Consider the following 25,965-nt stretch of genomic DNA (forward strand, 5'->3'; position numbering starts at 1 on the left):
CAAAGCATAACCCCTGTGGGAGCTGGCTTGCCTGCGATAGCAGCGCCTCGGTGTTCCTGACACATCGAGTTGTCTGCATCGCAGGCAAGCCAGCTCCCACATTGGGTTGGGTTTACAAGGCCAGGGCCGTGATGCTCACGCCCAAGGTGTGGCTTTCCCCGGGCGCCAGGTTCACCACATCGTCCAGCACGTTGGCCGTCTCGATGCACAACATACCCTGCCAGCCGTCATCGGCCATATCGTCGAAAGCCTTGGCGCGTTCGGTCCAGGGGTTCCAGACCACGGTGGATTTCGAGCCTTCGCTGGTGAGCTGGATACGGCGCTGCCAATCGCTATCGACGATATTCAGCTGTGCCGGCGTATTCAGGTAAATGCGGTCTGTTTCGGCGCTGAAGTGCAGCAGCCCGGCTTGTTGTTTCTCGGCCCACCCGTCGGCGGTATCGATGTAAGCCACGCCATCCAGGCCCTCGACCTGAACCTTGCGCACATCGCTCACGGCGAAGTAGGTGTGCAATGCCTGGCTGAGGGTCACGATGTCGGCGCCGCGGTTGTGGCTGGTCAGGCGGATGTGCAGTTGGTCATCCAACAGCAGGCTCAGCGTCAGGTCTACCTGATGGGGCCAGCCTGGAAAGCCGCCAGCCGGCACCGGCAATACCAGGTCCACTCGCAGCGTCTGGCCGTCGAGTTCGGTGGTGGCCAATTCCCAGCGGGCGGTGCGCACAAAACCGTGGGCGCCGGCAGGCTGATTACTCTGGCGCATGGCTTTGACACTTTGCGGGTTGCGGTCGAACACCCCGAACCACGGCCAGCACACCGGTACGCCAGTACGAATGCCTTTGCCCTGCTTGAACACGGCCTCAGGGTTCGGCCAGATCAGCGGCTGTTCGCCCTCGCGCTGGTAACTGAAGATATGCGCACCCTGGTGGGCCACCATCAACTCGGCGCCGTTGTGGCGGATGCGCCAGCAGTCCAGCTCGTCGATTTTTACCGTCTCAACGTGGGGCGTAGGCATGACAAAGCTCTCTTAGTGGCAGGCAATGGGGCAATTGACCGTTAAAACCCGGCGAGGTTTAACGCGCCCGTGACGGTACCGAGCGCGTGCGGCCGCTGCCATCGATGGCGACGAACACAAATACGGCTTCGGTCACCTTGCGCCATTCGCTGGACAACGGATCGTCGCTCCACACTTCGACCATCATCTGGATCGAGCTGCGGCCGATTTCCAGGGCCTGGGTATAGAAGGAAAGCTGCGCGCCCACGGCTACCGGCACCAGGAACGCCATGCGATCAATGGCCACGGTGGCCACGCGCCCACCGGCGACCTTGCTGGCCATTGCCGTGCCGGCCAGGTCCATCTGCGCGACCAGCCAGCCGCCGAAGATATCGCCAAAACCGTTGGTTTCACGCGGAAGCGCGGTGATTTGCAGGGCGAGATCGCCTTGCGGGATAGGATCTTCTTGTTCGAGTTCGATCATGCCGAGGGTGCCTCTGACCCGTGACGCTTCATGGGTATTTCAAGTGGATAGCCGTCTTCTCAGAAAAACGTTTCAGCACCAACATACACCGCTCGATGCGTTTCTCGTAAGGCGAACTAAAGGGAAACTCTGCCAAATCGGCTGGATGGTACCCAACAGCGTTTTGGCACAGCAGCCCCTCAAGACAGCGGGTCTGGCGCTTGCACCGGCGAGTATATCGAGACCCTGGCGCCACGACGACCTTCCGACGCTCATTTGGTCGGTAAATAGACGCTGTATTGGGGCTTTTGCGCGCAACTGTGCTCCTGGCGCTGTGCTTTTTCAGGCGATTTGCTATCTTGCCAAACCCGCCGCAAGTCACGGGCGTGCAGTCCTTTACGATGATTACTATAAGAGAAGCCTCGCCATGTCCTCCGTGCCTGCAAGCAGTGCGCAACCCTCGCGCCCGCTGACCCGCAACGACTACAAAACCCTGTCGCTGTCTGCCTTGGGCGGGGCGCTGGAGTTCTACGACTTCATCATCTTTGTGTTTTTCGCCACCGTGGTCGGGAAACTGTTCTTCCCCGTCGACATGCCCGAATGGCTGCGCATGATGCAGACCTTCGGCATCTTCGCCGCCGGCTACCTGGCCCGCCCCTTGGGCGGCATCATCATGGCGCACTTTGGTGACCTGCTGGGCCGCAAGAAAATGTTCACCCTGAGCATCTTCATGATGGCCGTGCCCACCCTGATCATGGGCTTGCTTCCGACCTACGCGCAGATCGGCCTGTGGGCGCCGGTCCTGTTGCTGCTGATGCGCATCATCCAGGGCGCTGCGATTGGCGGCGAAGTACCGGGCGCCTGGGTGTTCGTCTCCGAGCACGTGCCGCCGCGCCACATCGGCTATGCCTGCGGCACCCTGACCAGCGGCCTCACCGCCGGTATTCTGCTGGGCTCGTTGGTGGCTACCGCCATCAATAGCGCCTATACACCGGAACAGGTCTCTGATTACGCCTGGCGGATTCCTTTCCTGCTCGGCGGCGTATTCGGCCTGCTGTCGGTGTACCTGCGTCGTTGGCTGCATGAAACCCCGATCTTCGCCGAGATGCAGCAACGCAAGAGCCTGGCCGCTGAACTGCCCTTGCGCGCCGTATTGCGCGATCACCGTGGCGCCATTGTGCTGTCGATGCTGTTGACCTGGCTGCTGTCGGCCGGCGTGGTGGTAGTCATCCTGATGACCCCGACCGTGCTGCAAACCATCTACCACTTCAGCCCTACGGTTGCGCTGCAAGCCAATAGTCTGGCGATCGTGACCCTGAGCCTGGGTTGCATCGCCGCAGGTGCGCTGGCCGACCGTTTTGGTGCCGGTCGCGTGCTGGTCACCGGTTGCGCACTGCTGCTGGCGACCTCCTGGACGCTGTATCACAGCCTGATGGCGCATCCCGACTGGCTGTTCCCCTTGTATGCCCTGACCGGCCTGTTTGTCGGCACCATCGGCGTAGTGCCCTACGTGATGGTCAAAGCCTTCCCGCCGGTGGTGCGCTTCAGCGGCCTGTCGTTCTCCTACAACGTTGCTTATGCCGTGTTCGGCGGGTTGACGCCCTTGGCGGTGTCGCTGCTGATGAAGGAGAGCCCGATGGGCCCGGCTTATTATGTAGCCGTGCTGTGCGTGATGGGGATGCTGGTGGGCGGGTATCTGTGGAAACGCGGTCGCTGAAGCGGGCACACTCAGATAGTGGCCTTTCATCTAATTGTCATATTTCAGACATAGAGTGTTCACACGGCCTGCCGATACTTGGCCCCGATCCAATTATCCCTATCTGCTAGGAGCAAGGCATGAAACTGAAACGTTTGATGGCGGCAATGACGTTTGTCGCTGCTGGCGTTGCGACCGCCAACGCGGTGGCCGCTGGTGTTGATCCGGCAATCCCGGCTTACGTCAAGACCACTGGTGTGTCGGGCAACCTGTCCAGCGTCGGTTCCGATACCCTGGCTAACCTGATGACCCTGTGGGCCGAGGGTTACAAAAAGGAATACCCGAACGTCAACATCCAGATTCAAGCTGCCGGCTCCGCTACTGCGCCACCTGCGCTGACTGAAGGCACCTCCAACCTGGGCCCGATGAGCCGCAAGATGAAGGACACGGAACTGGCGGCCTTCGAGCAGAAGTACGGCTACAAGCCAACGGCAATCCCGGTTGCCGTGGATGCCCTGGCGGTATTTGTGCACAAGGACAACCCGATCCAGCACCTGACCATGGAACAGGTCGATGCGATCTTCTCGTCGACGCGTCTGTGCGGCGCCAAAGCCGATGTGAAAACCTGGGGTGACCTGGGCGTGACCGGCGACCTGGCCAACAAGCCAGTGCAACTGTTCGGGCGTAACTCGGTATCCGGCACCTACGGCTACTTCAAGGAAGAAGCCCTGTGCAAAGGTGACTACAAGCCAAACGTGAACGAACAACCGGGCTCGGCTTCGGTCGTGCAGTCGATCAGCTCCTCGCTGAACGGCATCGGTTACTCGGGTATCGGCTACAAGACCGCCAGCGTGAAGACCGTGCCACTGGCCAAGAAAGGCAGCACTGACTACATCGAAGACTCTGAAGAAAACGCCCTGAACGGCAAGTATCCGCTGTCGCGTTTCCTCTACGTGTATGTCAACAAAGCCCCGAACAAGCCACTGGCGCCGCTGGAAGCTGAGTTCGTGAAACTGGTGCTGTCCAAGCAGGGCCAGGAAGTGGTGGTCAAAGACGGCTACATCCCGCTGCCAGCCAAAGTCGCCGCCAAGGCCCTGGCTGACCTGGGTCTGAAAGAAGGCAACTAAGCCTGCGATACCCGGTGTAATACCGGGCCCCTGTGGGAGCGGGCTTGCTCGCGAAGGCGTCGTGTCAGTCGCCCGATGTGTTGAATGACACACCGCTTTCGCGAGCAAGCCCGCTCCCACACAAGCCCGGTTACATCCCTAATTTTTATCCGCTGCCAGCCCTGCTTCGCGGCGGATTTGTTGCGTCACTGCACTGTCATCTTTCTGTCATACAGGATCGCTAGGGTGTGCGCATGAATGATCTGGCCAATTCCACCATGACGACGACTTCCCCTCCCAAGCGCATTGATTTCAATACGCCTGAGCTGCAACGCAAGCGCCGAATCCGCGCGCTCAAGGATCGCTTCACCCGTTGGTATGTGCTGGTCGGCGGCCTCGCCGTGCTGGCCGCCATTACCCTGATCTTCTTCTTCCTCGCCTATGTGGTTGCGCCGTTGTTCCAAGGCGCCTCGTTGACCAAGGAAGACGCGTTGACGCCCGCTTGGATGCAGGACGCCGGCAAGCCGTTGATGATCTCCCTCGAAGAACAGAACCAGGTCGCCATGCGGGTTTCCGACAAGGGCCAGGCGCTGTTCTTTGCCGTGGACACCGGTGCCGAGCTCAAGCGTGTCGACCTGCCGATTCCGGCCGGTACCAGTGTTGCTTCCATTGGTGAAGATCAGCCGGGCAGCCCGCTGGTGATTCTCGGCTTGTCCAATGGCCAGTCTTTAGTGTTCCGCCACACCTATAAGGTGTCGTACCCCGACGGCAAGAAAACCATCACCCCAGCGATCGAGTACCCCTACGGCGAAACGCCGATCGTGCTGGATGACGCCGGTCGCCCGCTGGAGCACGTCGCGCTCAACGCCACCGACACCTCCCTGGTGGTGGCAGGTTCCGCCGGTTCGCACTTGAACGTGCTGACCCTGAGCCGCGAAGAAAACATGATGACCGGTGAGGTCACCAGCGAGCAGAAGCGTGTCGAGCTGCCGCAGATGACCGAGCCGGTGAAGGCGATCTTCATCGACCCACGCCAGCAGTGGCTGTACGTGATCAACGGCCGTGCCCTGGCCGACGTGTTCAGCCTGCGCGACAAGAGCCTCAACGGGCGCTACAAGCTGCTGGAAGACGCCGACACGGAAATCACCGCCAGCACCCAGTTGGTCGGCGGCATCTCGCTGATCCTGGGTAACTCCAAAGGCGGCCTGGCCCAGTGGTTCATGGCCCGTGACCCGGATGGCGAGCAACGCCTGAAGCAGATCCGCACCTTCCAGATGGGCACTGCACCCATCGTCGAAATCAGCGCTGAAGAGCGCCGCAAAGGCTTCACCGCCCTGGATGCTGCTGGCCAGTTCGGCGTGTTCCACAGCACCGCTCATCGCACCTTGCTGGTGGACCCGGTGGTCGACGGTCAGGGTCTGTTCGGCATGTCGCCACGGGCCAACCGTGTGATCGTCGAGGCGGGTGGCAAGCTGCAACCGTTGTTGCTCGACAACCCGCACCCGGAAGTGTCGTGGAGCGCGTTGTGGAGCAAGGTCTGGTACGAGAACTACGACGAGCCTAAATACGTCTGGCAATCCACGGCCGCCAACACCGATTTTGAACCCAAGATGAGCCTGGCCCCGCTGACCTTCGGCACCTTGAAGGCCGCGTTCTACGCCATGTTGCTGGCGGCGCCACTGGCGGTTGCTGCAGCGATCTACACCGCTTACTTCATGGCGCCGAGCCTGCGCCGCAAGGTCAAGCCGGTGATCGAACTGATGGAAGCCATGCCGACGGTGATCCTCGGATTCTTCGCCGGCCTGTTCCTGGCGCCGTATGTGGAAGGGCATCTGCCGGGCATTTTCAGCCTGTTGATGCTGTTGCCGATTGGCATCCTGGTCGCCGGCTTTGTCTTCAGCCGCTTGCCTGAGTCGATCCGCCTGCGCGTTCCCGATGGCTGGGAAAGCGCGATCCTGATTCCGGTGATCCTGTTCGTGGGTTGGCTCTCGCTGTACATGAGCCCGTACCTGGAAACCTGGTTTTTCGGCGGTGACATGCGCATGTGGATCTCCCACGATCTGGGCATTACCTACGACCAGCGCAACGCGTTGGTGGTCGGCCTGGCCATGGGTTTTGCCGTGATCCCGAACATCTACTCCATCGCCGAAGACGCCGTGTTCAGCGTGCCACGCGGCCTGACCCTGGGGTCCCTGGCACTGGGCGCCACGCCGTGGCAGACCATGACCCGCGTGGTCATCCTCACCGCCAGCCCGGGCATCTTCTCGGCGCTGATGATCGGCATGGGCCGCGCCGTGGGCGAGACTATGATCGTGCTGATGGCCACCGGTAACACCCCGGTGATGGAGATGAACCTGTTCGAGGGCCTGCGCACCCTGGCGGCCAACGTTGCGGTGGAGATGCCCGAGTCGGAAGTGGGCGGCAGTCATTACCGCGTGCTGTTCCTCTCGGCGCTGGTGCTGCTGTTGTTCACCTTCATCATGAACACCCTCGCCGAGCTGATTCGTCAGCGTCTGCGCAAGAAATACTCGTCGCTTTAAGAAAGGTAGAAGTCTGTGAAACAGAACTCCCTGAATGGATGGTTCAAGAGCGGCGCCCCCGGCGTCTGGATCAGCGGTGGCGCGGTGTCCATCGCGGTCATCATGACCATTGGTTTGCTGGCTGTGATTGCGGTGCGGGGCCTGGGCCATTTCTGGCCGGCCGACCTGATCCAGGCCAACTATAACGTGCCAGGCCAGGCCAACCACATCGTCATCGGCGAAGTGGTCCAGAAAGAAGAAGTGCCGCGTGAGCGTCTGAAAAGCGCGGGCCTGCCAGTGCCGGACCAAGGCCCGGAATTCATGACCCGTGAGCTGATCAAGGTCGGCAACCGCGATTTGAACGGCAACGACTTCACCTGGATCGTCGGCGAATGGTTGAAGGACCAGACCAAACCGACCAACCTGATGGCCATTGAGCGCCGTGAATGGGGCAATTTCTACGGCACCCTGGTCAACGTCAAGCAGGACGGCAAGGTGATTGCCGAAGGCGAGGCCGCGTGGCCGGAGCTGCAAGCTCGCGTGGACCGCGTGAACAAGCTGGCCGCTCAGCTCAAGAGCCTGGAAAAAACCGATATTGGCGCGATCAACGCAGGGCTGGAGCGCATCCGCCTGCACGGTCGCAAACTGGAACTGGAAGGCAAGCTCGACGCTGCCGCCCAGGCCGACATGGACGCCGACCGCGCCGAGCTGAATGCGCGCTACCAGGACATCGAAGCGCGCCTGGCCGACCTGCATGCCCAATTCAACCGCGATGCCCTGACGGCGCGTGACGGCAACGGCAAGGAAGTGGAAATCGGCATCGGCAAAGTGGTGCACGCCTACCAGCCGAACGCCATGGGCACGATGACCAAGATCGGTTTCTACTTCAGCAAGGTCTGGGAATTCCTCAGCGATGACCCACGGGAAGCCAACACCGAAGGCGGGATCTTCCCGGCCATCTTCGGCACCGTGATGATGACCCTGATCATGGCAATGATCGTGACCCCGTTTGGCGTACTGGCCGCGGTGTACCTGCGTGAATACGCCAAGCAGAACACCCTGACGCGCATCATCCGCATCGCCGTGAACAACCTGGCCGGTGTACCGGCCATCGTCTACGGCGTGTTCGGCCTTGGCTTCTTCGTGTATGTATTGGGGGGCTCGGTCGATCGTCTGTTCTTCGCTGAAGCGCTGCCTGCGCCGACCTTCGGTACGCCGGGGCTGCTCTGGGCTTCGCTGACCCTGGCGCTGCTGGCGGTGCCTGTGGTGATCGTGGCCACCGAAGAAGGCTTGGCGCGGATTCCTCGCACCGTGCGTGAAGGCTCCCTGGCGCTCGGCGCGACCAAGGCGGAAACGTTGTGGAAGATCGTGCTGCCAATGGCCAGCCCGGCCATGATGACCGGCATGATCCTCGCCGTGGCCCGCGCCGCCGGTGAAGTGGCGCCGCTGATGCTGGTGGGTGTGGTGAAACTGGCACCGTCGCTGCCGCTGGATGGCAACTATCCGTACCTGCATCTGGACCAGAAGATCATGCACCTGGGCTTCCATATTTATGACGTCGGCTTCCAGAGCCCCAACGTCGAAGCCGCACGGCCGTTGGTGTACGCCACCGCCTTGCTGCTGGTACTGGTGATCGCCACGCTCAACCTGTCGGCGGTGTGGATTCGTAACCACCTGCGCGAAAAATACAAAGCGCTGGACAGCTGACACGGTCCAATGTGGGAGCTGGCTTGCCTGCGATGCAGACGACGCGCTGTATCAGTAAGACCGCAGTGATGCCATCGCAGGCAAGCCAGCTCCCACAGACACAGAATTTGAGTAAGCCGCCCCGGCGGTTCAACGAATGAATTGGTAGCACAGGGAGCATCCCATGCAACACGAAACCCAATCCCACGGCATCAACATGTCTGCCCTGGGTCGCGACAAGCAGAGCCTGAGCCTGGCCCAGGAAACCGTGGCCATCGAAGTACCGGGCCTGAGTCTGTACTACGGTGACAAGCAGGCGCTGTTCGACGTCAGCATGAACATCCCAAAACAGCGTGTGACCGCCTTTATCGGCCCGTCGGGCTGCGGCAAGTCGACGTTGTTGCGTACCTTCAACCGCATGAATGACCTGGTGGACGGTTGCCGTGTGGAAGGCGCGATCAACCTCTACGGCACCAATATCTACCGCAAGGGCGAGGACGTGGCCGAGCTGCGTCGCCGCGTGGGCATGGTGTTCCAGAAGCCCAACCCGTTCCCCAAGACCATCTACGAAAACGTGGTCTACGGCCTGCGTATCCAGGGTATCAACAAGAAACGCATCCTCGATGAAGCCGTTGAGTGGGCGCTCAAGGGCGCGGCATTGTGGGACGAGGTCAAGGACCGCCTGCACGAATCGGCACTCGGCTTGTCCGGCGGCCAGCAGCAGCGTCTGGTGATCGCCCGTACCATCGCCGTAGAGCCGGAAGTGCTGCTGCTCGACGAACCGTGCTCGGCCCTCGACCCGATCTCCACCCTGAAAGTCGAAGAGCTGATCTACGAGCTCAAGTCCAAGTTCACCATCGTCATCGTGACCCACAACATGCAACAGGCGGCGCGGGTTTCCGACTACACCGCGTTTATGTACATGGGCAAGCTGGTGGAGTTCGGCGACACCGACACCCTGTTCACCAATCCGGCGAAGAAGCAGACCGAAGACTACATCACCGGTCGCTACGGCTAGGAAGCTGTGGTTCTGATTGCACTGACGCTGCGGTTTTCCGCACCTTACCGGACGCTCCAAGGACGCCAACATGATTAGCAAAGAAGGCCTTACCCACCACATCTCCGCGCAGTTCAATGCCGAGCTTGAGGAAGTGCGCAGCCACCTCCTGGCGATGGGCGGGCTGGTGGAGAAGCAAGTCAATGATGCGGTCACCGCGCTGATCGAGGCCGACTCGGGCCTGGCTCAGCAGGTGCGTGAGATTGACGAGCAGATCAACCAGATGGAACGCAATATCGACGAGGAGTGCCTGCGCATTCTTGCCCGCCGCCAGCCAGCGGCCTCGGACCTGCGTTTGATCATCAGCATTTCCAAGTCGGTGATCGACCTGGAACGCATCGGTGATGAAGCCACCAAGATTGCCCGCCGCGCCATCCAGCTGTGCGAAGAGGGTGAAGCCCCCCGTGGCTACGTGGAGGTGCGCCATATCGGCGATCAGGTGCGCAACATGGTGCGCGATGCCCTCGACGCCTTCGCCCGCTTTGACGCCGAACTGGCGTTGTCGGTGGCCCAGTACGACAAGATCATCGACCGCGAATACAAGACCGCGCTGCGCGAGTTGGCCACTTACATGATGGAAGACCCGCGCTCGATCTCGCGGGTCTTGAACATTATCTGGGTGCTGCGTTCCCTGGAGCGTATCGGCGACCACGCGCGCAATATCTCGGAATTGGTGATTTATCTGGTGCGCGGCACCGATGTGCGGCACATGGGCCTCAAGCGCATGAAAGCCGAAGTTGAAGGGACTGCTGATCTAATCCCTAATGTTTCGGGCGAATCTGACGATAAGTAAGGTTGCCCGAGAAATTAACGCCCGGCCTCTGGCCGGGCGTTTTCGTTTGTGGCATCTGAATTTTTTGCACAGCAGGCGCCATAAAGTCCTTCTGTGACCCGCGAGTTTTGGCAAAATGCCATCAGTCAGGCGTTTTGCAGACGTTTTTATAGGATGAAGGGTCGATGAGTAAAGTCAGTGTGTTGGTGGTGGATGACGCCTCGTTTATTCGCGACCTGGTGAAGAAGTGCCTGCGCAATTACTTCCCCGGAATCAAGATCGAAGATGCGGTGAACGGCAAAAAGGCGCAATCCATCCTGATGCGCGAAACCTTCGACCTGGTGCTGTGTGACTGGGAAATGCCGGAAATGTCCGGTATTGAGCTGTTGACCTGGTGCCGCGAGCAAGCGCACCTGAAGGCCATGCCGTTCGTGATGGTGACCAGCCGTGGCGACAAGGAAAACGTGGTGCAGGCCATCCAGGCCGGCGTTTCCGGCTACGTGAGCAAGCCGTTCACCAACGAGCAGTTGCTGAACAAGGTCAAGCAAGCCCTGCACAAGATCGGTCGCCTCGATGCGCTGATTGCCAGCGCGCCGACCAAGATGAACTCAGCCTTTGGCAACGACTCCCTGAGCGCCCTGACCGGCGGCAAACCCGAAGCGGTCAAGCCGGCCCCGGTGGCGGCGCCCAGCAAAGGTTTGCTCAATACACCGCCAATCAAGGCCCCCGCCGCAGCGGCGCCGGCTGGCAGTCGCGGTCAGGGCCAGTTGCGCCTCGCAAGCGGCACCCAGCAATGCGTGATCAAGGCCCTGAGCATCAAGGAAGCGTTGCTGGTGGTAAAGCGTGGCGAGGTCCTGCCTCAGGTGCTGGAAAGCGCCGTGCTCGACCTTGAACAGGGCGACAACGCCGAAGTCGCACGGCTCAACGGCTACCTACACGCCATCGTCGCCTACGAGCCCAAGCCCGACAGCGACTGGTTGCAACTGACCTTCCGCTTTATCGACCAGGATGCGCAGAAGCTGGACTACATTTCCCGCCTGATCGCCCGTGGCACGGCGCAGAAGCATTTCGTGCCGGGTGCGTGATCTACAGAGCAACGCCTAAGCAATGTGGGAGCGGGCTTGCCCGCGATAGCAATCTATCAGTCAACAATGCGCTGGCTGACCCACCGCTATCGCGGGCAAGCCCGCTCCCACACACAGCACTGCGCTTGCAGTCAGTCCAGCAGCAAGACCTTGGCCAACACGATCTTCGGCCCTTTCATCTTCTTGATGATGATCCGCAAGCCTTCAACTTCCAGCACTTCTTCTTCTTCCGGCACGCGCTTGAGCGTGTCGTAGATCAGGCCGGCCAGGGTTTCGGCTTCGATGTGGTCCAGGTCGACGCCCAGCAGGCGTTCCACCTTGAACAACGGCGTGTCCCCACGCACCAGCAGTTTGCCGGGCTGGTAGGCGAGGATGCCGCGCTCGGCCTTGCGGTGTTCGTCCTGGATATCGCCCACCAGCACTTCCAGCACGTCTTCCATGGTCAGGTAACCGATAATCTTGCCGTCGGCCTCTTCCACCAGGGCGAAGTGCGCGCCGCCTTTGCGGAACTGCTCCAGCAGTTGCGACAACGGCATATGTCGCGATACGCGTTCCAATGGGCGGGTCAATTCGGCCAGGTTGAACGATTCGGGGATATGGTCCAGGGCCGCCAGCTCCAGCAGCAAATCCTTGATGTGCAGCAAGCCGACAAACTCGTTGCGCACCGCGTCATACACCGGGTAACGGCTGAATTTGTGACGACGGAACAGCGCGAGGATTTCCTTGAGCGGCGCGTTGAAGTCCAGGGTCACCAGGTCTTCCCGGGAGTTGGCCCAGTCCACCACTTCCAGCTCGCCCATTTCCACGGCGGAGGCCAGTACGCGCATGCCTTGGTCGCTGGGGTCCTGGCCACGGCTGGAGTGCAGGATCAGCTTGAGTTCTTCGCGACTGTAATGGTGCTCATGGTGGGGGCCAGGCTCGCCTTGGCCCGCGATACGCAGAATGGCGTTGGCACTGGCGTTGAGCAGGTAGATAGCCGGGTACATCGCCCAGTAGAACAGGTACAGCGGCACGGCCGTCCACAGCGACAGCAACTCGGGTTTGCGAATCGCCCAGGATTTTGGGGCCAACTCACCGACCACGATGTGCAGGTAGGAAATCACGAAGAAGGCGGCAAAGAACGACACGCCCTTGATCACTTCAGGCGACTGCACGCCGACCGCGCCCAGCATCGGCTCGAGGATGTGCGCAAAGGCCGGTTCACCGACCCAGCCCAGGCCCAGGGACGCCAGGGTGATACCCAACTGGCAAGCCGACAGGTAGGCGTCGAGCTGGCTGTGCACGGTACGCAGGATCTGCCCGCGCCAGCCGTTCTTATGGGCGATGGCCTCGACGCGGGTGGCGCGCAGTTTGACCATGGCAAATTCCGCCGCAACGAAGAAACCGTTGAGCAGTACCAGGATCAGTGCAAAAAGAATCATGCCGAAATCGGCGAAGAGTGTAGCGAGGGTAATGCCAGGGGAAGGGTCCATGATGGGGTTTTGCAGGTTCCGTGTGTTCAATAAGGGTGACAGGTAGGCCTGAAAGGCAGGCACAAGTCGGCCAATGTAGCGGCTGACGGGGCGCTTGCCTAGTGCCCGCTGCCGGGCGGGGCTGCAAAGTCGTGTCGCAGAACCCGTGTGGGAGCTGGCTTGCCTGCGATGGCGGTCTGCCTGCTACCGATAATTTGGCTGACCCGCCGCCATCGCAGGCAAGCCAGCTCCCACAGTGGGCCGTGCTCACTTCCACTTAATCATCGGCCTCGACCGCTCGCGAACGGTTTACCTGCGCCGGCGGAAAGTGACAGGTAAAGGTACTGCCATGCCCCAGCACGCTGCTGATTTCCAAGCGGGCCCGATGGCGCAACAGCACATGTTTGACGATGGCCAGGCCCAGCCCGGTGCCGCCGGTATTGGAGTTACGGCTGGAATCGACACGGTAGAAGCGCTCGGTCAGGCGCGGCAGGTGCTTGGCGTCGATACCGATACCCGAGTCCTGCACACTCAGGTGTGCGCCATGCTCATCGGCCCACCAGCGAATGCGGATATTGCCCTTGTCCTGGGTGTACTTCACCGCGTTGAACACGAGGTTGGAGAAGGCGCTGCGTAGTTCGCCTTCACTGCCCTTGAGCAATACGGTTGGGTCGGCCTCCAGCGTGATCTGCTGCCCGCGTTCGCCTGAGAGCGCCTGGGCATCGTTCTTGATCGTCTGCAACAGGCTCTGCACCGCCACGGGGTGGTTGTCCGAGGGGTAGTCCGTGGCTTCAAGCTTGGCCAGCAACAGCAGGTCGTTGAGCAGGGTTTGCATGCGTGAGCCTTGCTGCTGCATCTGCTGCAGGGCGCGGCTCCAGCGCGGGTTGATCTCATCGACATTGTCCAGCAACGTCTCCAGGTAGCCGCAGATCACCGTCAAGGGCGTGCGCAACTCGTGGGAGACGTTGGCGACGAAGTCCTTGCGCATCTGTTCCAGCTGGTGGATACGGGTCACGTCACGTACCAGCATCAAGTGTTCGTTGTTGCCGTAGCGGGTCAGGTACAGCTGGATGCGCACGCGGTCGTTGGTGGGCGAGGGGATTTCCAGAGCTTCTTCGTAGTTGTCCTGCTCGAAGTACTCCTTGAAGCGCGGGTGGCGTACCAGGTTGGTCACCGGCTGGCCGCTGTCCTGGGGCGTCTTGAGGCCCAGCAGAGTCTCGGCGGCGCGGTTCCACCATTCGAGGTTGCCGTCGCTGTCGAGCATGATCACCGCGTCCTTGAGTGCGGCGGTGGACTCCTGCACCCGGTCGATCACCGCTTGCAGGCGCCCGCGTACCCGTTGGTCGCGGCGTTGCAGGTGGTAGATGCTGTCGAACACCTCGCCCCACAGGCCATAGCCATCGGGCGGTGCTTCGTCGGGTTTGTGCTGGCGCAGCCATTCATGCAGGCGCAGCAATTGTTTGAGGGTCCAGCCCAGGTACAACGCGATGCCGGCGGCCAGGCTCCAGCCGTAATAGCCACTGATCAGCCCGACCAGCAGGCAGGCAGTGATCAACAGAAGCATGTGGCGGATCAGGGTGCCGTGCCAGTTCTGGTTCACTTAAACATGCGTCCTTGTCAGCTGTTAAGGGAGGAAAGGGACTGGCTCAGCCTTTGGTAGAAAACCGATAGCCGGTACCGCGCACGGTTTGTACCAGATTCTCGTACGCATCGCCCAAGGCTTTGCGCAGGCGGCGGATATGCACGTCCACAGTGCGCTCTTCCACATAGACGTTGCCGCCCCATACCTGGTCGAGCAGTTGGCCACGGGTGTAGGCGCGCTCCTGGTGGGTCATGAAGAATTGCAGCAGGCGGTATTCGGTCGGCCCCATTTCCGCAGGCTTGCCGTCGATGGTCACGCGGTGGCTGATCGGGTCCAGGATCAAGCCGTCGACTTCGATAGGCGCTTCGCCATCGGTCGGGCCGGCGCGGCGCAGCACGGCTTTGAGGCGCGCCACCAGCTCCCTGGGGGAAAACGGCTTGGTGATGTAGTCATCGGCGCCGACTTCCAGGCCCTGGATCTTGTTGTCCTCTTCGCCCTTGGCGGTGAGCATGATGATCGGGATGTCCCCGGTCAGCTCGTCACGCTTGAGACGGCGGGCCAACTCGATGCCTGAGGTGCCGGGCAGCATCCAGTCGAGCAGGATCAGGTCCGGCTTGCGGTCGACGATAATGGCGTGGGCCTGCTGGGAGTTCTCCGCCTCCAGGCAGTCATAGCCGGCCATTTCCAACGCGACGGCGATCATTTCGCGAATGGGCGCTTCGTCGTCAACGATCAGAATGCTCCTGCCAACCATGCTCAATCCTCTTGTCATTTAACTGTCTTGCGCCGCATTAGATAACGGAATTATTGCAGTCGTGTGACAGTAATTTAGTCGCTTGGGCAATTAACGGCACTCTGGACTACCCTTTGGGTCCGAATCCTGACAACCACAAAGGAAGGTTCCGATGACTTACAGCACTGTTTCCTGGAAAGCCCTGCTGGTATCTGCGGTGTTGACGCTGCCAGGCCTGGCGTTTGCGGCAGAGCCGGCGATGACCCAAGACGGGATGTTAGTGGATCACAAGGGGATGACGCTCTATACCTTCGACAAGGACGCTGATGGCAAATCAGTGTGCAAGGACCAGTGCGCGACCAACTGGCCACCGCTGAAGGCAGAGTCCACTGACACCAAGACCGGCGATTGGACGGTGATCACCCGCGACGACCAGACCAGCCAGTGGGCCTACAAAGGCAAGCCTGTCTACACCTACAAGGACGACAAGAAAGCCGGTGACAAGACCGGTGATGGCAAGGGTAGCGTTTGGCACATCATCAAGCCTTAAGTCTGCGGCGCTGCTGAATCCATCGGAGGCAAGCCCCTCCCCATTTTTTGATCTGCGAATACAGTCAAAATGTGGGAGCTGGCTTGCCTGCGATGGCGTCCCAACAGCCACCACAGAATCCTCAGCGAACCGCGTAATCCACCACGATCCCGACAAAAATCGCCAACCCCGCCCAGTGATTATGCAAGAACGCCTTGAAGCACTTCATGCGGTCCCTGTCCCGTGTGTACCAGAACTCCCAGACAAAACAGCCCGCTGCCGCCAGCAACCCGAGGTGGAACCACCCGCCCAGCTCGAACCGTGCGCCGGCCAGCAACAGGCACGCCAGCGCCAGGCCTTGCAGGGTGAGGATGATCACGCGGTCAGCGTCACCGAACAGAATGGCGGTGGATTTCACCCCGATCTTCAAATCGTCATCGCGGTCGGTCATGGCGTAATAGGTGTCGTAGCCCACCGTCCACAACAGGTTGGCGATGTACAGCAGCCACGCGGTGGCAGGCAAATGGCCGGTCTCGGCGGTAAACGCCATCGGCATGCCCCAGGAAAACGCTGCGCCCAGCACCACTTGGGGGTAATAGGTGTAGCGCTTCATGAACGGGTAGCTCGCCGCCAGAGCCAGGCCGCCCAGGGAGAGCAGGATGGTGCTGGCGTTGGTCAGCAGCACCAGCAGGAAACTGATGCCCATCAGCACGGCAAAAAACACCAGCGCTTCTTTCGAACTGATCTTGCCGCTCACCAGCGGGCGTTGCTCGGTGCGTTTCACATGGCCATCGACCTTGCGGTCGGCCCAGTCGTTGATCACGCAGCCGCCGGCCCGGGTGAGTACCACGCCCAGCACGAAAATCACGATATTGATCAGCGACGGCGAACCCTTGCCGGCGATCCACAGGGCCCACAGTGTCGGCCACAGCAGCAGGTAGATGCCGATGGGCTTGTCCATGCGCGTCAACTGAATGAAATCCCAGGCCCTGGGGTTCAGGCGGTTCAAGGACTTGAGCAGACGTTGGTACATCAGCAGTTCTCCGGATGATCATGCAGCGCGTGCCAGAAACTCGGCAGGAAGACTTCCGCCACCAGCACGCTCAGCGCCCCGCGGTCGAAGCGCGAGCGGCGCGCCCACAGATTATCGGCCTGGTCCGCTGTCGGCAGCCAGGCACGAGGGTAGTGACACACTTCGATGGCCTGGCGGGTAAAGGCGCGGTCGCAGAACAGCAACTCGCCCAGCGAACGGCTGCCCAGCTCGTCCATGTGCAGGCCATCGCCCTGCAAAGCACTGCGGGCCGCCACGCTGCGGGCGAACACCCAAGGCAGGCCGTGCCCGCGCAAATACACCTCGCGTACCCAGCCGATACTGGCCGGCGGCAGGTCCAGGGCGGCGCATTCATCATCGCGCAACGGTTGCCAGCCTTCGAACAGCGGCGTCACGCTGAAAGCCTCGTTGGACAGCCACGTCAGCCGTCGCGTCAGCGAGCCTTCGTCAAATAGCCAGTTGAGGGTCAAGGGCGTGGGCAAGGGGCTCAGAAGGCTCTGGGTCAGCCATTGGCAAGCATCGGGAAGGGCGATTGAGTGCGGCACGGTGAGTCAGTATTGGCAGCAAAAGAGGCGGCGAGCTTACCATGGCACCCTGAACTTTTGCCGCGCCAAACCGGCCGTTTGCGTCGAACGTGCTTGCATCTGCCGGCCCCGATCAGTACAAAACGCCCTGAGCCGCGCGGCAACGCTGGATCCATCGACCGTCGGCCAACACGCCTGAACCTGAGGAAGCACGTAATGAAGAAGTGGCAATGTATCGTCTGTGGCCTTATTTACAACGAAGCGGACGGCTGGCCGGATGACGGTATTGCACCAGGCACTCTGTGGCAGGACGTCCCGGAAGACTGGCTGTGCCCGGACTGCGGCGTGGGTAAGTCGGACTTCGAAATGATCGAAATCGCGTAATCCCGAATTTAAGAAACGTACTACAAGGAGAAAGGAATGAACGCACCTGTCGTGATCATCGGCACAGGATTGGCCGGTTACAACGTCGCCCGGGAGTTTCGCAAGCTCGACAGCGAGACCCCATTGCTGCTGATCACTGCCGATGACGGACGCTCCTACTCCAAGCCCATGCTCTCTACCGGCTTTGGCAAGAACAAGGAAGCCGATGGCCTGAGCATGGCCGAACCCGGCGCCATGGCCGAGCAGCTCAAGGCCCAGGTGCGCACCCATACGCGTATCAGCGGCATCGACCCAGGCCACAAGCGTCTGTGGATCGGCGAGGAAGCGGTGACCTATCGCGACCTGGTCCTGGCCTGGGGCGCAGAAACCGTGCGCGTACCGGTCGAAGGCGATGCGGCTGATTTGATTTTCCCGATCAACGACCTGGAAGACTACGCACGCTTTCGTGCCGCTGCTGCTGGCAAACGGCGCGTGCTGCTGCTCGGCGCCGGCCTGATCGGCTGCGAATTTGCCAACGACCTGATCCTGGGCGGCTATGAAATCGACCTGGTCGCGCCCTGTGAGCAAGTCATGCCGACCCTGCTGCACCCGGCGGCGGCCGCCGCGGTGCAAGCCGGGCTCGAAGGCATCGGCGCGCGCTTTCACCTGGGCCCGGTGCTCAATCGCCTGCAACGCGCCGCTGATGGCCTTGAAGCGCACCTCTCGGACGGCGAAGTGATCCACTGTGACCTGGTGGTGTCCGCCATCGGCCTGCGCCCACGCGTAGACCTGGCCGCAGCCGCTGGCCTGCAAATCAACCGCGGAATCATGGTGGACCGTCACCTCAAGACCTCCCACGCTAATATCTACGCCTTGGGCGACTGCGCCGAGGTCGATGGCCTGAACCTGTTGTACGTGATGCCGCTGATGAGCTGCGCTCGCGCCCTGGCACAAACCTTGGCTGGCAATGCCACGGCGGTGAGCTACGGGCCAATGCCGATCACCGTGAAAACCCCGGTGTGCCCGCTCGTGGTGTCACCTGCTCCACGGGGCACTGAAGGCGTGTGGAGTGTCGAAGGGCAGGGTGCCGACATCAAGGCCCTGTGCCGCGATGCCAGCGGCCGTCTGCTGGGTTATGCACTGACCGGCAGCGCTGTCATGGAAAAACTGGCGCTGAACAAAGAACTTCCGCCGTTACTGGCGTAAATACCACCCGTTCTGTCGCAAACATCACGTTCATACCCCGAGAAAGGCCGCCGCGAGACTGGCGCGGCGCCCGAGGGCGTGCCATCCTCACTCCCGTCTGCCGCAGAGTAGAGCCTGCGGCGCCTTGGCGCTGCTCCACCAGAGAGCAGCACGGACATAACAACAAAAAACCGTCAAAGAGGCTTCACATATGCGTAAACCAGATCTCGCAGCCGCCATCGCTGAAAAAGCCGATCTCACCAAAGAACAGGCCAACCGCGTCCTCAATGCCGTCCTCGAAGAAATCACCGGCGCCCTGCACCGCAAGGACAGCGTCACCCTGGTCGGCTTCGGCACTTTCCTGCAACGCCACCGCGGCGCCCGCACCGGCAAAAACCCGCAAACCGGTGAGCCAGTGAAAATCAAGGCGAGCAACACGGTAGCGTTCAAGCCGGGCAAGTCGCTCAAAGACAGCGTCAACCCGTAAGTTAAGCGGTACCGTCTCGAAGGGAGGCGGGGCGGTAAAGAAAATGGGCACGCCGACTGGGTCGGGTGCCCATTTTTATTGTGCGAGAGAAGCATTTTTGCCACCACAACAGACGTTGCCTCTTGCGTAGATATAAGTGAGTACAGTAGCCATTGATCGAATCGATGTTATAGAGTTTCTATATTGACTCAGTGTGGAACTACATCCAAACGACAGGACACATATAGCGCGAGACTGCAGGGAGCGCTCTCTAAACTCATTTAGAGGTGTATATATGAAAGTTCTTGATCTGCCTTTTGTTCCACCTGTCCAATTACCCCACGAGAAAAAAGTAGAAGCGAAGGCTCCGTCGGCGTCGGGTGCTGCCGGAGCAGCCACCGCTAACGTTGAGGGCGTTTCGAGTGGCGCGGACGAGCAGGTATTTAAATGCATAGCAGCGACCCCGGAGGAGATCGCTGCTAAAAAAAGGCAAATGGGTGCTGCGATTGCTAATAATTTGGGACCCGATCAATTAGACCTTCCTGCCCCCGAAGATCTTAAATTCAAACCTGGCGCTCCAGGCAAACCTCACACTCCAGGCAAACCTAGAACTGGCGGAACTAATGGTGGATCTTCCCCTGCCGTGTCCACACCTAAGCCAACTGTGAAGCCTAAGCCAACGGTAACGCCTAAGCCAACTGTGAAGCCTAAGCCAATCACACCTACTCCAACAAAACCAACGGCTGTGCCGAACACTCCGAGTGGTGTAGTGAGCACCGCGCAAAGCATTGTGAGTCAGCCACAGAACTTACCGCCGGCGCCTCCATCAGTAGCGGCCACTGTGCGTAATGCTTTTATAACGGCCGGTGCAAACAACATAACCAGCAGCCCCTTCACTGTCGGCCAGCAATTCACGTCTAACTACTTCCAGAATAAATTTACAGCGCAAAGTCAGATGCCAGGAGCGCCAGTACAGAATGCAGATGGCACGATTGGAACCGTAGACCCTGCCGCGACGAAAGAGCAACAAATGGAGGCTCGCCTCACCGGTGCTGAAATAAAAAATGAGGCAACGGCCAACCTGTTTATTTTTCTCAACTTAGGAGCAGAAGCAAATGCGGTGCAGCCAAGCGATCAAGCGCCTACGGATACAGAAGGGCGCCTGAAGAACCTTGAGGCGTCGATGAATGCAATCGAAAAGCAAATGCCGGAGCTCGCTAAGCGTTTTAAACTCCTTTACGAACCGTATGAAGCTGCCGAATCATCAGGGGCGCCGACTGATGAGTCTCGTATGGACAATATTGAAAAACGTCAGGAACACATAAATGAAATGATCGATTTATTGAAGGATGTTCAGAATCGGAAATCGCAGAAAAAACCAGGCGTGTAGCGAGATAGAGCGTTTATTTAAATAAGTAGGCAGGTAATGGGACGAACGTTATTGGCTTAAATAACGTCGTCTCTTTTTATGGGCAAGAGTACCCGTGAAATACCGTTTTCCCATCAGCTTCGGTCAGTTGCTTCATCAGGAATTTTTAATTCAGGGCTGCCCTAACGTTTCTTAAGTTGCCTGAAGAAGCGCAATAAACTGTTTGGTGAACTCAGGCCCTTCGTACTCTTCAAGATTCTTGATATTGAAGAGCGCGCCTCGTTGCGTTGTGAGTTTTTGCAGGCGGCGTTTCAATAGCTTATTGATCTGGTTGTCTGGCTCAGAGGTAATTGATGCAAGCGCTTTACGGGCGCGACCTGACACGTCTTTGAAAAAAACGTGCTGGATATCTGCGGGAGGAATAATCTGCGCAAGGTCACAGTTTTGAAATGTTACCCAATCCAATTTGCACAATTCAAAATCAACAAGAAGGGGGGTGTTGGGCGGTTCGGATATGAAACTTACCTCTTGTAATTTTCCCGAAAACTTGAGGTTGTTTATTTTGCTGGCATTGAACGAGTTGTCAATGATCTTGCACTGGGTAAATAGGCAGTTGCTGAATTCGCAATCTTTCAAAGACGCTTCTCGAAAGTTGCACCTTATGAAAGTGCAGTTCTCGAATTTGCTGTCGCTGAAGCCTGAAGCCTGAAAGTCAACCGTCTTGAAGTGACAATGGGCTAATAAGGTCTTATTGAAAAATCTTGAACCGGAAAAATCACTTTTCTCAAAGCTGCAGCTCTCCAATATACATTGATCGAAAATCGGATCGGAGAGATTCGCATCTTTTAATTTACAATCGATAATCCGCTCTTTTTCAAAACGCGTTTTTTTAGGTAGCACGAGCCCGTCCTGCTGTATGCCGGACAGAACAGTTGATGGCATTTTGTCATTCACCATAATATTCCTTCATAACCATTGCCCCAGTCCCCATAACGCCGCTGATGCGTGCCTCTTTTCCAATCAGCCTTAGTCGTGAGGTCCCACCAGGTTTTAGTTTTAGTTTCATACACATCGGGAAGACGCTGCCCTGATTTCGATACCTCCAGGTGTCCCAATGATGGATCATTTTTTACTCTGGTTTTGAAGTTTGCATCAATTCTCTGCCCTACATACCTGCGATAGCGAGAACGTGCTTGTCCGAGGTCGCCTCTATCATAGGCTCGTTTCACCGCTGCTCTTTGCCTCGGGGTCAATGACCTTTGGGGGTTACTGTAGACAGCCTTCTTCGCTGCATTGGCATGCGCTTGAAGCTTAGCAGTGGTTGAGCCGCAAGGTGCCCATCCCAACGGATCGATCCATCCCGAGGGGTTAGGAGAATACTGATAAAGGTTAAAACCTCCTGCTAGCCCGACAGGGTCCGGCGTTGTAAAACGCCCCACGTCGGGATCATAAAACCGGAATGTATTAAAATGCAGCCCCGTCTCCCGATCCAGATACTGCCCTTGGAAGCGTAGATTTTGTTCTTCAATGTAATGTGGCTCCCGCACCTCTTCCAAGGTATTGCCCCACACCTGATAAGTCGCACGCCAGGTAATTTGTCCATCGGCCTCGGTCAGTCGCTCCGGCAGTCCGTTAAGATCATTGTGGTAGTAGCGGGTTTTTTGCAGTGGGCCGATGCCGTCAATCCTGGCCAGGGGCACGTAGCTTTCACCTTCGTATAGATACAGACTGGTCTGGCTGTGTTTGAACTCCTGCAACAGACGTAAACCATCCCAGGTGAAACTCGTCTGGCCCAACGGGCGGCCATTGTAATCATGCTCGGTTTTTTCGATCCGCCGCCCTAGGGGGTCATAGGTCATCCTGACCACGTGGCCGCTCTCATTTCGCACTTCAACCAGCCGGCTTTCCGCATCGTAGGCAAAGCGCTGCAAGCCACGAGCAGAGCTGCGTTTTTCGATCATTCTTCCTAAAGCATCATAGGCATACCGTATGTCTTGATAGACGAGCAGGCGATTATGTCGTATGAGACCACCTTGATTTGGGCGGTCCAGCAGATTGGCCGCAGCGTCATAGGCGTATGTTTCGGTCCGGCCAACTTGGTGGCTTAAAAGGATTCGGTCGGTGCTGTCGTAACCCAGATGTTCTTGATGATCATGTTGGTGGTTTATACGACGTCGCCCGATCAGGTTGTCACTGGGGTCGAAGCTATAGTCCGTCTCGACCAGGGGAGGCAACTGCCAAGGCTGGTCAATGCTGCGACGCTGTCGTGAGCGAACCCTGCCACTTCGGTCGTATGCGGTACTCGTTTTGAGTTGGCCCTGGGTACGCTGTACTTCGCGATGCAAGCGATCACGCTCAAAGTCGCTGATGACTTTTCCATCGATGTTCAACTGATGCAGGTGGCCGCTACCGTAGTACAGCCTGTTCAACCATCGACCGTCGGGCAAGCCGGTTTGAACCAGGTTTCCCAGCTCGTCGTAACGATGCTGCACAGACCCTGCCGAGCTTTGCTCCTCAAGCAGTTGCCCCAGCGCGTCATAGCTGAAACCGAGTAGCTGCTGGCGGCCATCAAGGGCGGTGAAGGTGACACCGACCAACTGGTCGTTCAGGTCGTGTTCATAGACCGTGGTGCCGTCCGCGGTGGTTTTACTGACCAGGCGGCCAACAGGATCGCGCTGAAACTGGTGCGACAACGGCGCTACCGGCTCGCCCTCTGTTCCCGGTAGATAGTCCACGGCAACAATATCGTCCAGTGAATCGTAGGTGTAGCAGCGTCGGCTTTGATCCAGATCCTGCTGCTGCACCATGCGGTCGGCTGCGTCCCACTCAAAGCGATAGCTCTCGCCATTCTCGTTGGTCAGCTTGCGGAGTCGTCCGTAGGCATCATGATCGAACATCACCGAACGGTTATGCGCATCCCGGCGTTGTTTGACCAAGCCACGAACGTCATAGTCATAGCGTGTGGTGCTGCCGGCAGGGTCAACGTGGGCAGTCAGATAACCATTTGCGCTGCGCTGGAACAGTTCGACGCGGCCATCTGGAAGCTGGCATTCCAGTAGTAGCCCCTGAGGACCGTACCGATAGCGCACCGATTCACCCTCGGCATTGGTCTGCACCACCAAATAGCCGAAGGCGTCGTACTGATAGCGAGTGGGATAACCCGAGCAGTCCACTTCTTCGACCAGTTGGCTCCATTCGTTCCAATGCAATGTTCTGGTTTTTTCGGTCGCATCGATGATGCGTACCGGCTGGCCGAAACCGTCATAGACATAGCGCGTACGGTTGCCCAGGGGGTTGATTTCCTCGATGCAGTTACCACGCTGGTCGTAGCGATAATGCCAGCTGTGGCCCGCAGTATCGGTTTCCACCTCGGGCAATGCCCAATGCGCCAGCCACTGCGTGCTGCTGGTTCTGGACAGTGGATCGATGACGGCGCTCAGGTTGCCGCACGCGTCATAGTTGAAACGCCACTGGCCGTTTTGCGGGTCAATCGCACCGAGCAGTTGGCGATCTTCGCTCCATTCAAACTGCCACGTATGGCCGAGGTTATCGATGTAACGAGTGATCTGGAACTGCGGATTCCAATGCCGAGTGCTGACGCGCCTCAACCCGTCGGTGACGCGCGTAATGCCCGCATCCAAGTCGTAGTCGAAGGTGTATTCATCACCCGCATCTGTCCAGTGCCGACTGACGCGCCATTCCGAGCCGTCTGGTCCAGGTACTTGAGCCCATTGGTAGAAGCAGCGCATGCCACTCGGCAATCGGTGCACGGTCATGCGCCTGCCGCTGTCGTAGGCAAAGCTGCGAAGGGTCGTGCCCTGGGCGTCCAAGACTTCGGCAAGATCGCCGTTGCTGTCATAGCGATAGCTGACGAGCACGTCGCAGCGCCCATCGAAATGGTCTTGGCGCAGGTAACGGCGTTCGATATGGCTTACACGCCCAGGATGCTCTGCGGTGTAGCTTAGGTCGACGTGCATCAAGTCATGGGTGTCGCGCAGGCGGCACAGCCGTCCTTGGGCATCGTAATCAAGGAAGATCCGCCCTTCATTGCGATCACCTAGCAGTTGCAGACGCATTCGAGAGTGGTTCTGCGGGTCGAGTTCGAACAGCCGATACAGGCCGTCGGTACTCTCGATCAAGACCGCTGCGTCACCACTGCGCCTGACCGCAAGACCTTCGACTGGGTCGAATGCTCCGCCGGACGCAGGGATGTAACCGATCTCCAAGCGCCTTCCCTGTTCATCGATATAAAACAAGTTTTCGTCTTTATCGATCTCGACCGATACCTCATAGGCAACGCTCCAGCCCGCCCCAAAGAGACCGTCGGTCCGTGCGTCGAGGCTGCTGTAGAAACGCTGCCAATCGATGGGAAACAGCCCAGGAAGCACGAAATCCAGTTCATCCTCATCACCTAGAATCTTAGCGCCGGTCGCACTGTGCACGGGGTTGGGGGAGCCGTTCATGGCGCTCTTGAGCGCAGAGGTTATTTTGCTGGTGCCATAGGAGACTCCAGCCCCTACCACCACACTGCCGAACAGGCAGGGCAGTTTGCTCCAAAAGCACTTCACATTGCCGCGTAGCATCAACAAGGCAGTAATCGCCAGCCCCACCCCCGGCGTTTTCCCGCTACGAATCTCCTGCACCACAATGGTCTCACCACCAATGCGCACATCCGGCGAAATCAGGCCCTCAGCCGTCCCAATCTTGGCGTCACAGGTACTGCGATCACCGCTGCGTGCCGCAGGCTGCCCGTTGATGAACACCGAGCTGGAACCTTCGGCAATAAACTGCAGGGGCATGGGCGGATGCTTGTTGCACGCCACGGTGTCCAGCGGGCACGGCTCGGTGCCGGGGGCGGGCGAGGCGACGGTCGGGCGCCACATCTGCGAGAAAAACTCCCCGGCCATATCCAGGAAGCTCGGCGCTGCCGGCTCGCTGGGCGCGACCGGTACAGCCGTCATCTTGCCTGCGGCGCGGGCGGCCTTTTTGCCATTGATGAACACGTTGTGCGAACCGCTGGTGATGAAGGCATCGATCACCGGCGGGAACACCCAGTTGGCGGCGGACTCGCACCAACTGGATATCTTCAAGTCCGCCCCCGTGAGGCCAGCGGTAATACCGACGACCGCGCCCACCACCAACACCAGGGCTACACCGCCGGTGGCGATGGTTGCACCCGTCGCGAGGAACACCGCCCCGGCAACGGCCAGGCAGCCCACGGTGGTGAGCGCCGCATAGGCGGCCACTTCCAGCACGCCGCCGAGAATATCGGCCATCACCGAGGTGTGCAGCAGTGCGTCGCCTTCGCGGGCCGCCCAAAGATCCTCACTCATTGCT

Annotated in this window: 21 protein-coding genes; 12 read left to right on the forward strand and 9 right to left on the reverse strand. The window is 59.2% G+C overall.

Annotation, left to right across the window (positions count from 1 at the left end; translation table 11 throughout):
• Positions 1–112 precede the first annotated feature (112 nt).
• Positions 113–1,012 (reverse strand): D-hexose-6-phosphate mutarotase, encoded by a 900-nt coding sequence (locus BMH52_RS08650; protein ID WP_073843405.1) that lies wholly within the window; start codon positions 1,010–1,012, stop codon positions 113–115.
• A gap of 58 nt (positions 1,013–1,070) precedes the next feature.
• The gene (locus tag BMH52_RS08655; protein WP_003176975.1) at positions 1,071–1,475 is read right to left on the reverse strand and encodes an acyl-CoA thioesterase; all 405 of its coding nucleotides are present in this window, start codon (positions 1,473–1,475) and stop codon (positions 1,071–1,073) included.
• A 406-nt stretch (positions 1,476–1,881) separates the two neighbouring features.
• Here BMH52_RS08655 and BMH52_RS08660 point away from each other — a divergent pair, with 406 nt between their 5' ends.
• From BMH52_RS08660 to BMH52_RS08695, 7 genes are all read left to right on the forward strand, one after another.
• Positions 1,882–3,171, forward strand: coding sequence for an MFS transporter (locus tag BMH52_RS08660; protein ID WP_014720517.1), 1,290 nt, complete (start codon positions 1,882–1,884; stop codon positions 3,169–3,171).
• A gap of 119 nt (positions 3,172–3,290) precedes the next feature.
• A complete protein-coding gene (locus tag BMH52_RS08665) occupies positions 3,291–4,277 on the forward strand; it encodes a phosphate ABC transporter substrate-binding protein PstS (RefSeq protein WP_003195633.1) in 987 nt (328 codons plus the stop codon).
• Between the two features lie 485 nt (positions 4,278–4,762).
• Positions 4,763–6,796 carry an ABC transporter permease subunit gene (locus BMH52_RS08670; protein ID WP_172832677.1) on the forward strand — a complete coding sequence of 678 codons (2,034 nt, stop codon included), beginning with the start codon at positions 4,763–4,765 and terminating at the stop codon, positions 6,794–6,796.
• A 15-nt stretch (positions 6,797–6,811) separates the two neighbouring features.
• Entirely contained in the window at positions 6,812–8,482 is a 1,671-nt protein-coding gene (gene pstA / locus BMH52_RS08675) for a phosphate ABC transporter permease PstA (RefSeq protein ID WP_020302831.1), read from the forward strand.
• A gap of 163 nt (positions 8,483–8,645) precedes the next feature.
• Positions 8,646–9,479 (forward strand): phosphate ABC transporter ATP-binding protein PstB, encoded by an 834-nt coding sequence (gene pstB, locus BMH52_RS08685; RefSeq protein WP_003195626.1) that lies wholly within the window; start codon positions 8,646–8,648, stop codon positions 9,477–9,479.
• A 70-nt stretch (positions 9,480–9,549) separates the two neighbouring features.
• Positions 9,550–10,311, forward strand: a complete 762-nt coding sequence (phoU, locus tag BMH52_RS08690; RefSeq protein ID WP_003195624.1) for a phosphate signaling complex protein PhoU — start codon at positions 9,550–9,552, stop codon at positions 10,309–10,311.
• 164 nt (positions 10,312–10,475) lie between these two features.
• On the forward strand, positions 10,476–11,375 hold the full coding sequence (locus BMH52_RS08695) for a response regulator (RefSeq protein WP_073843409.1): 900 nt from the start codon (positions 10,476–10,478) through the stop codon (positions 11,373–11,375).
• 131 nt (positions 11,376–11,506) lie between these two features.
• On the opposite strand, the gene BMH52_RS08700 is transcribed toward BMH52_RS08695, so the two are convergent.
• The 3 genes from BMH52_RS08700 to phoB form a co-directional block, all read right to left on the reverse strand.
• Positions 11,507–12,847 (reverse strand): hemolysin family protein, encoded by a 1,341-nt coding sequence (locus BMH52_RS08700; RefSeq protein ID WP_003195620.1) that lies wholly within the window; start codon positions 12,845–12,847, stop codon positions 11,507–11,509.
• A gap of 256 nt (positions 12,848–13,103) precedes the next feature.
• Positions 13,104–14,390 (reverse strand): phosphate regulon sensor histidine kinase PhoR, encoded by a 1,287-nt coding sequence (phoR, locus tag BMH52_RS08705; protein ID WP_178123077.1) that lies wholly within the window; start codon positions 14,388–14,390, stop codon positions 13,104–13,106.
• An 82-nt stretch (positions 14,391–14,472) separates the two neighbouring features.
• Positions 14,473–15,162: a phosphate regulon transcriptional regulator PhoB gene (gene phoB / locus BMH52_RS08710; RefSeq protein ID WP_003195617.1), complete on the reverse strand. Its 690-nt coding sequence runs from the start codon at positions 15,160–15,162 to the stop codon at positions 14,473–14,475.
• A 151-nt stretch (positions 15,163–15,313) separates the two neighbouring features.
• On the opposite strand from phoB, the gene BMH52_RS08715 reads away from it, so the two are divergent.
• Positions 15,314–15,691, forward strand: a complete 378-nt coding sequence (locus tag BMH52_RS08715; protein ID WP_014720512.1) for a hypothetical protein — start codon at positions 15,314–15,316, stop codon at positions 15,689–15,691.
• A 121-nt stretch (positions 15,692–15,812) separates the two neighbouring features.
• Here BMH52_RS08715 and ubiA read toward each other — a convergent pair whose 3' ends face one another.
• Positions 15,813–16,703, reverse strand: a complete 891-nt coding sequence (ubiA, locus tag BMH52_RS08720) for a 4-hydroxybenzoate octaprenyltransferase (protein WP_014720511.1) — start codon at positions 16,701–16,703, stop codon at positions 15,813–15,815.
• Positions 16,703–17,266, reverse strand: coding sequence for a chorismate lyase (locus BMH52_RS08725; protein ID WP_073452510.1), 564 nt, complete (start codon positions 17,264–17,266; stop codon positions 16,703–16,705). The genes ubiA and BMH52_RS08725 overlap by 1 nt, the downstream gene beginning before the upstream one ends.
• A gap of 195 nt (positions 17,267–17,461) precedes the next feature.
• Here BMH52_RS08725 and BMH52_RS08730 point away from each other — a divergent pair, with 195 nt between their 5' ends.
• From BMH52_RS08730 to BMH52_RS08745, 4 genes are all read left to right on the forward strand, one after another.
• Entirely contained in the window at positions 17,462–17,629 is a 168-nt protein-coding gene (locus tag BMH52_RS08730; protein ID WP_014720509.1) for a rubredoxin, read from the forward strand.
• Between the two features lie 36 nt (positions 17,630–17,665).
• On the forward strand, positions 17,666–18,814 hold the full coding sequence (locus BMH52_RS08735) for an NAD(P)/FAD-dependent oxidoreductase (RefSeq protein WP_019818134.1): 1,149 nt from the start codon (positions 17,666–17,668) through the stop codon (positions 18,812–18,814).
• Between the two features lie 190 nt (positions 18,815–19,004).
• Complete coding sequence (locus tag BMH52_RS08740; protein WP_003195589.1) at positions 19,005–19,280, forward strand: HU family DNA-binding protein; 276 nt, start codon at positions 19,005–19,007, stop codon at positions 19,278–19,280.
• A gap of 274 nt (positions 19,281–19,554) precedes the next feature.
• The gene (locus BMH52_RS08745; RefSeq protein ID WP_072435257.1) at positions 19,555–20,649 is read left to right on the forward strand and encodes a type III secretion effector protein; all 1,095 of its coding nucleotides are present in this window, start codon (positions 19,555–19,557) and stop codon (positions 20,647–20,649) included.
• Positions 20,650–20,820: 171 nt separating this feature from the next.
• Here the strand turns inward: BMH52_RS08745 and BMH52_RS08750 are convergent, their stop codons facing one another.
• Positions 20,821–21,582: a pentapeptide repeat-containing protein gene (locus tag BMH52_RS08750; RefSeq protein ID WP_177345080.1), complete on the reverse strand. Its 762-nt coding sequence runs from the start codon at positions 21,580–21,582 to the stop codon at positions 20,821–20,823.
• Positions 21,579–25,961: an RHS repeat-associated core domain-containing protein gene (locus tag BMH52_RS08755; protein ID WP_073843413.1), complete on the reverse strand. Its 4,383-nt coding sequence runs from the start codon at positions 25,959–25,961 to the stop codon at positions 21,579–21,581. Before BMH52_RS08755 ends, BMH52_RS08750 begins: the two co-directional genes overlap by 4 nt.
• Positions 25,962–25,965 lie beyond the last annotated feature (4 nt).

This window comes from Pseudomonas sp. BTN1 (assembly GCF_001907715.1).
In the GTDB taxonomy this organism is placed as follows: Bacteria; Pseudomonadota; Gammaproteobacteria; order Pseudomonadales; family Pseudomonadaceae; genus Aquipseudomonas; species Aquipseudomonas paracarnis.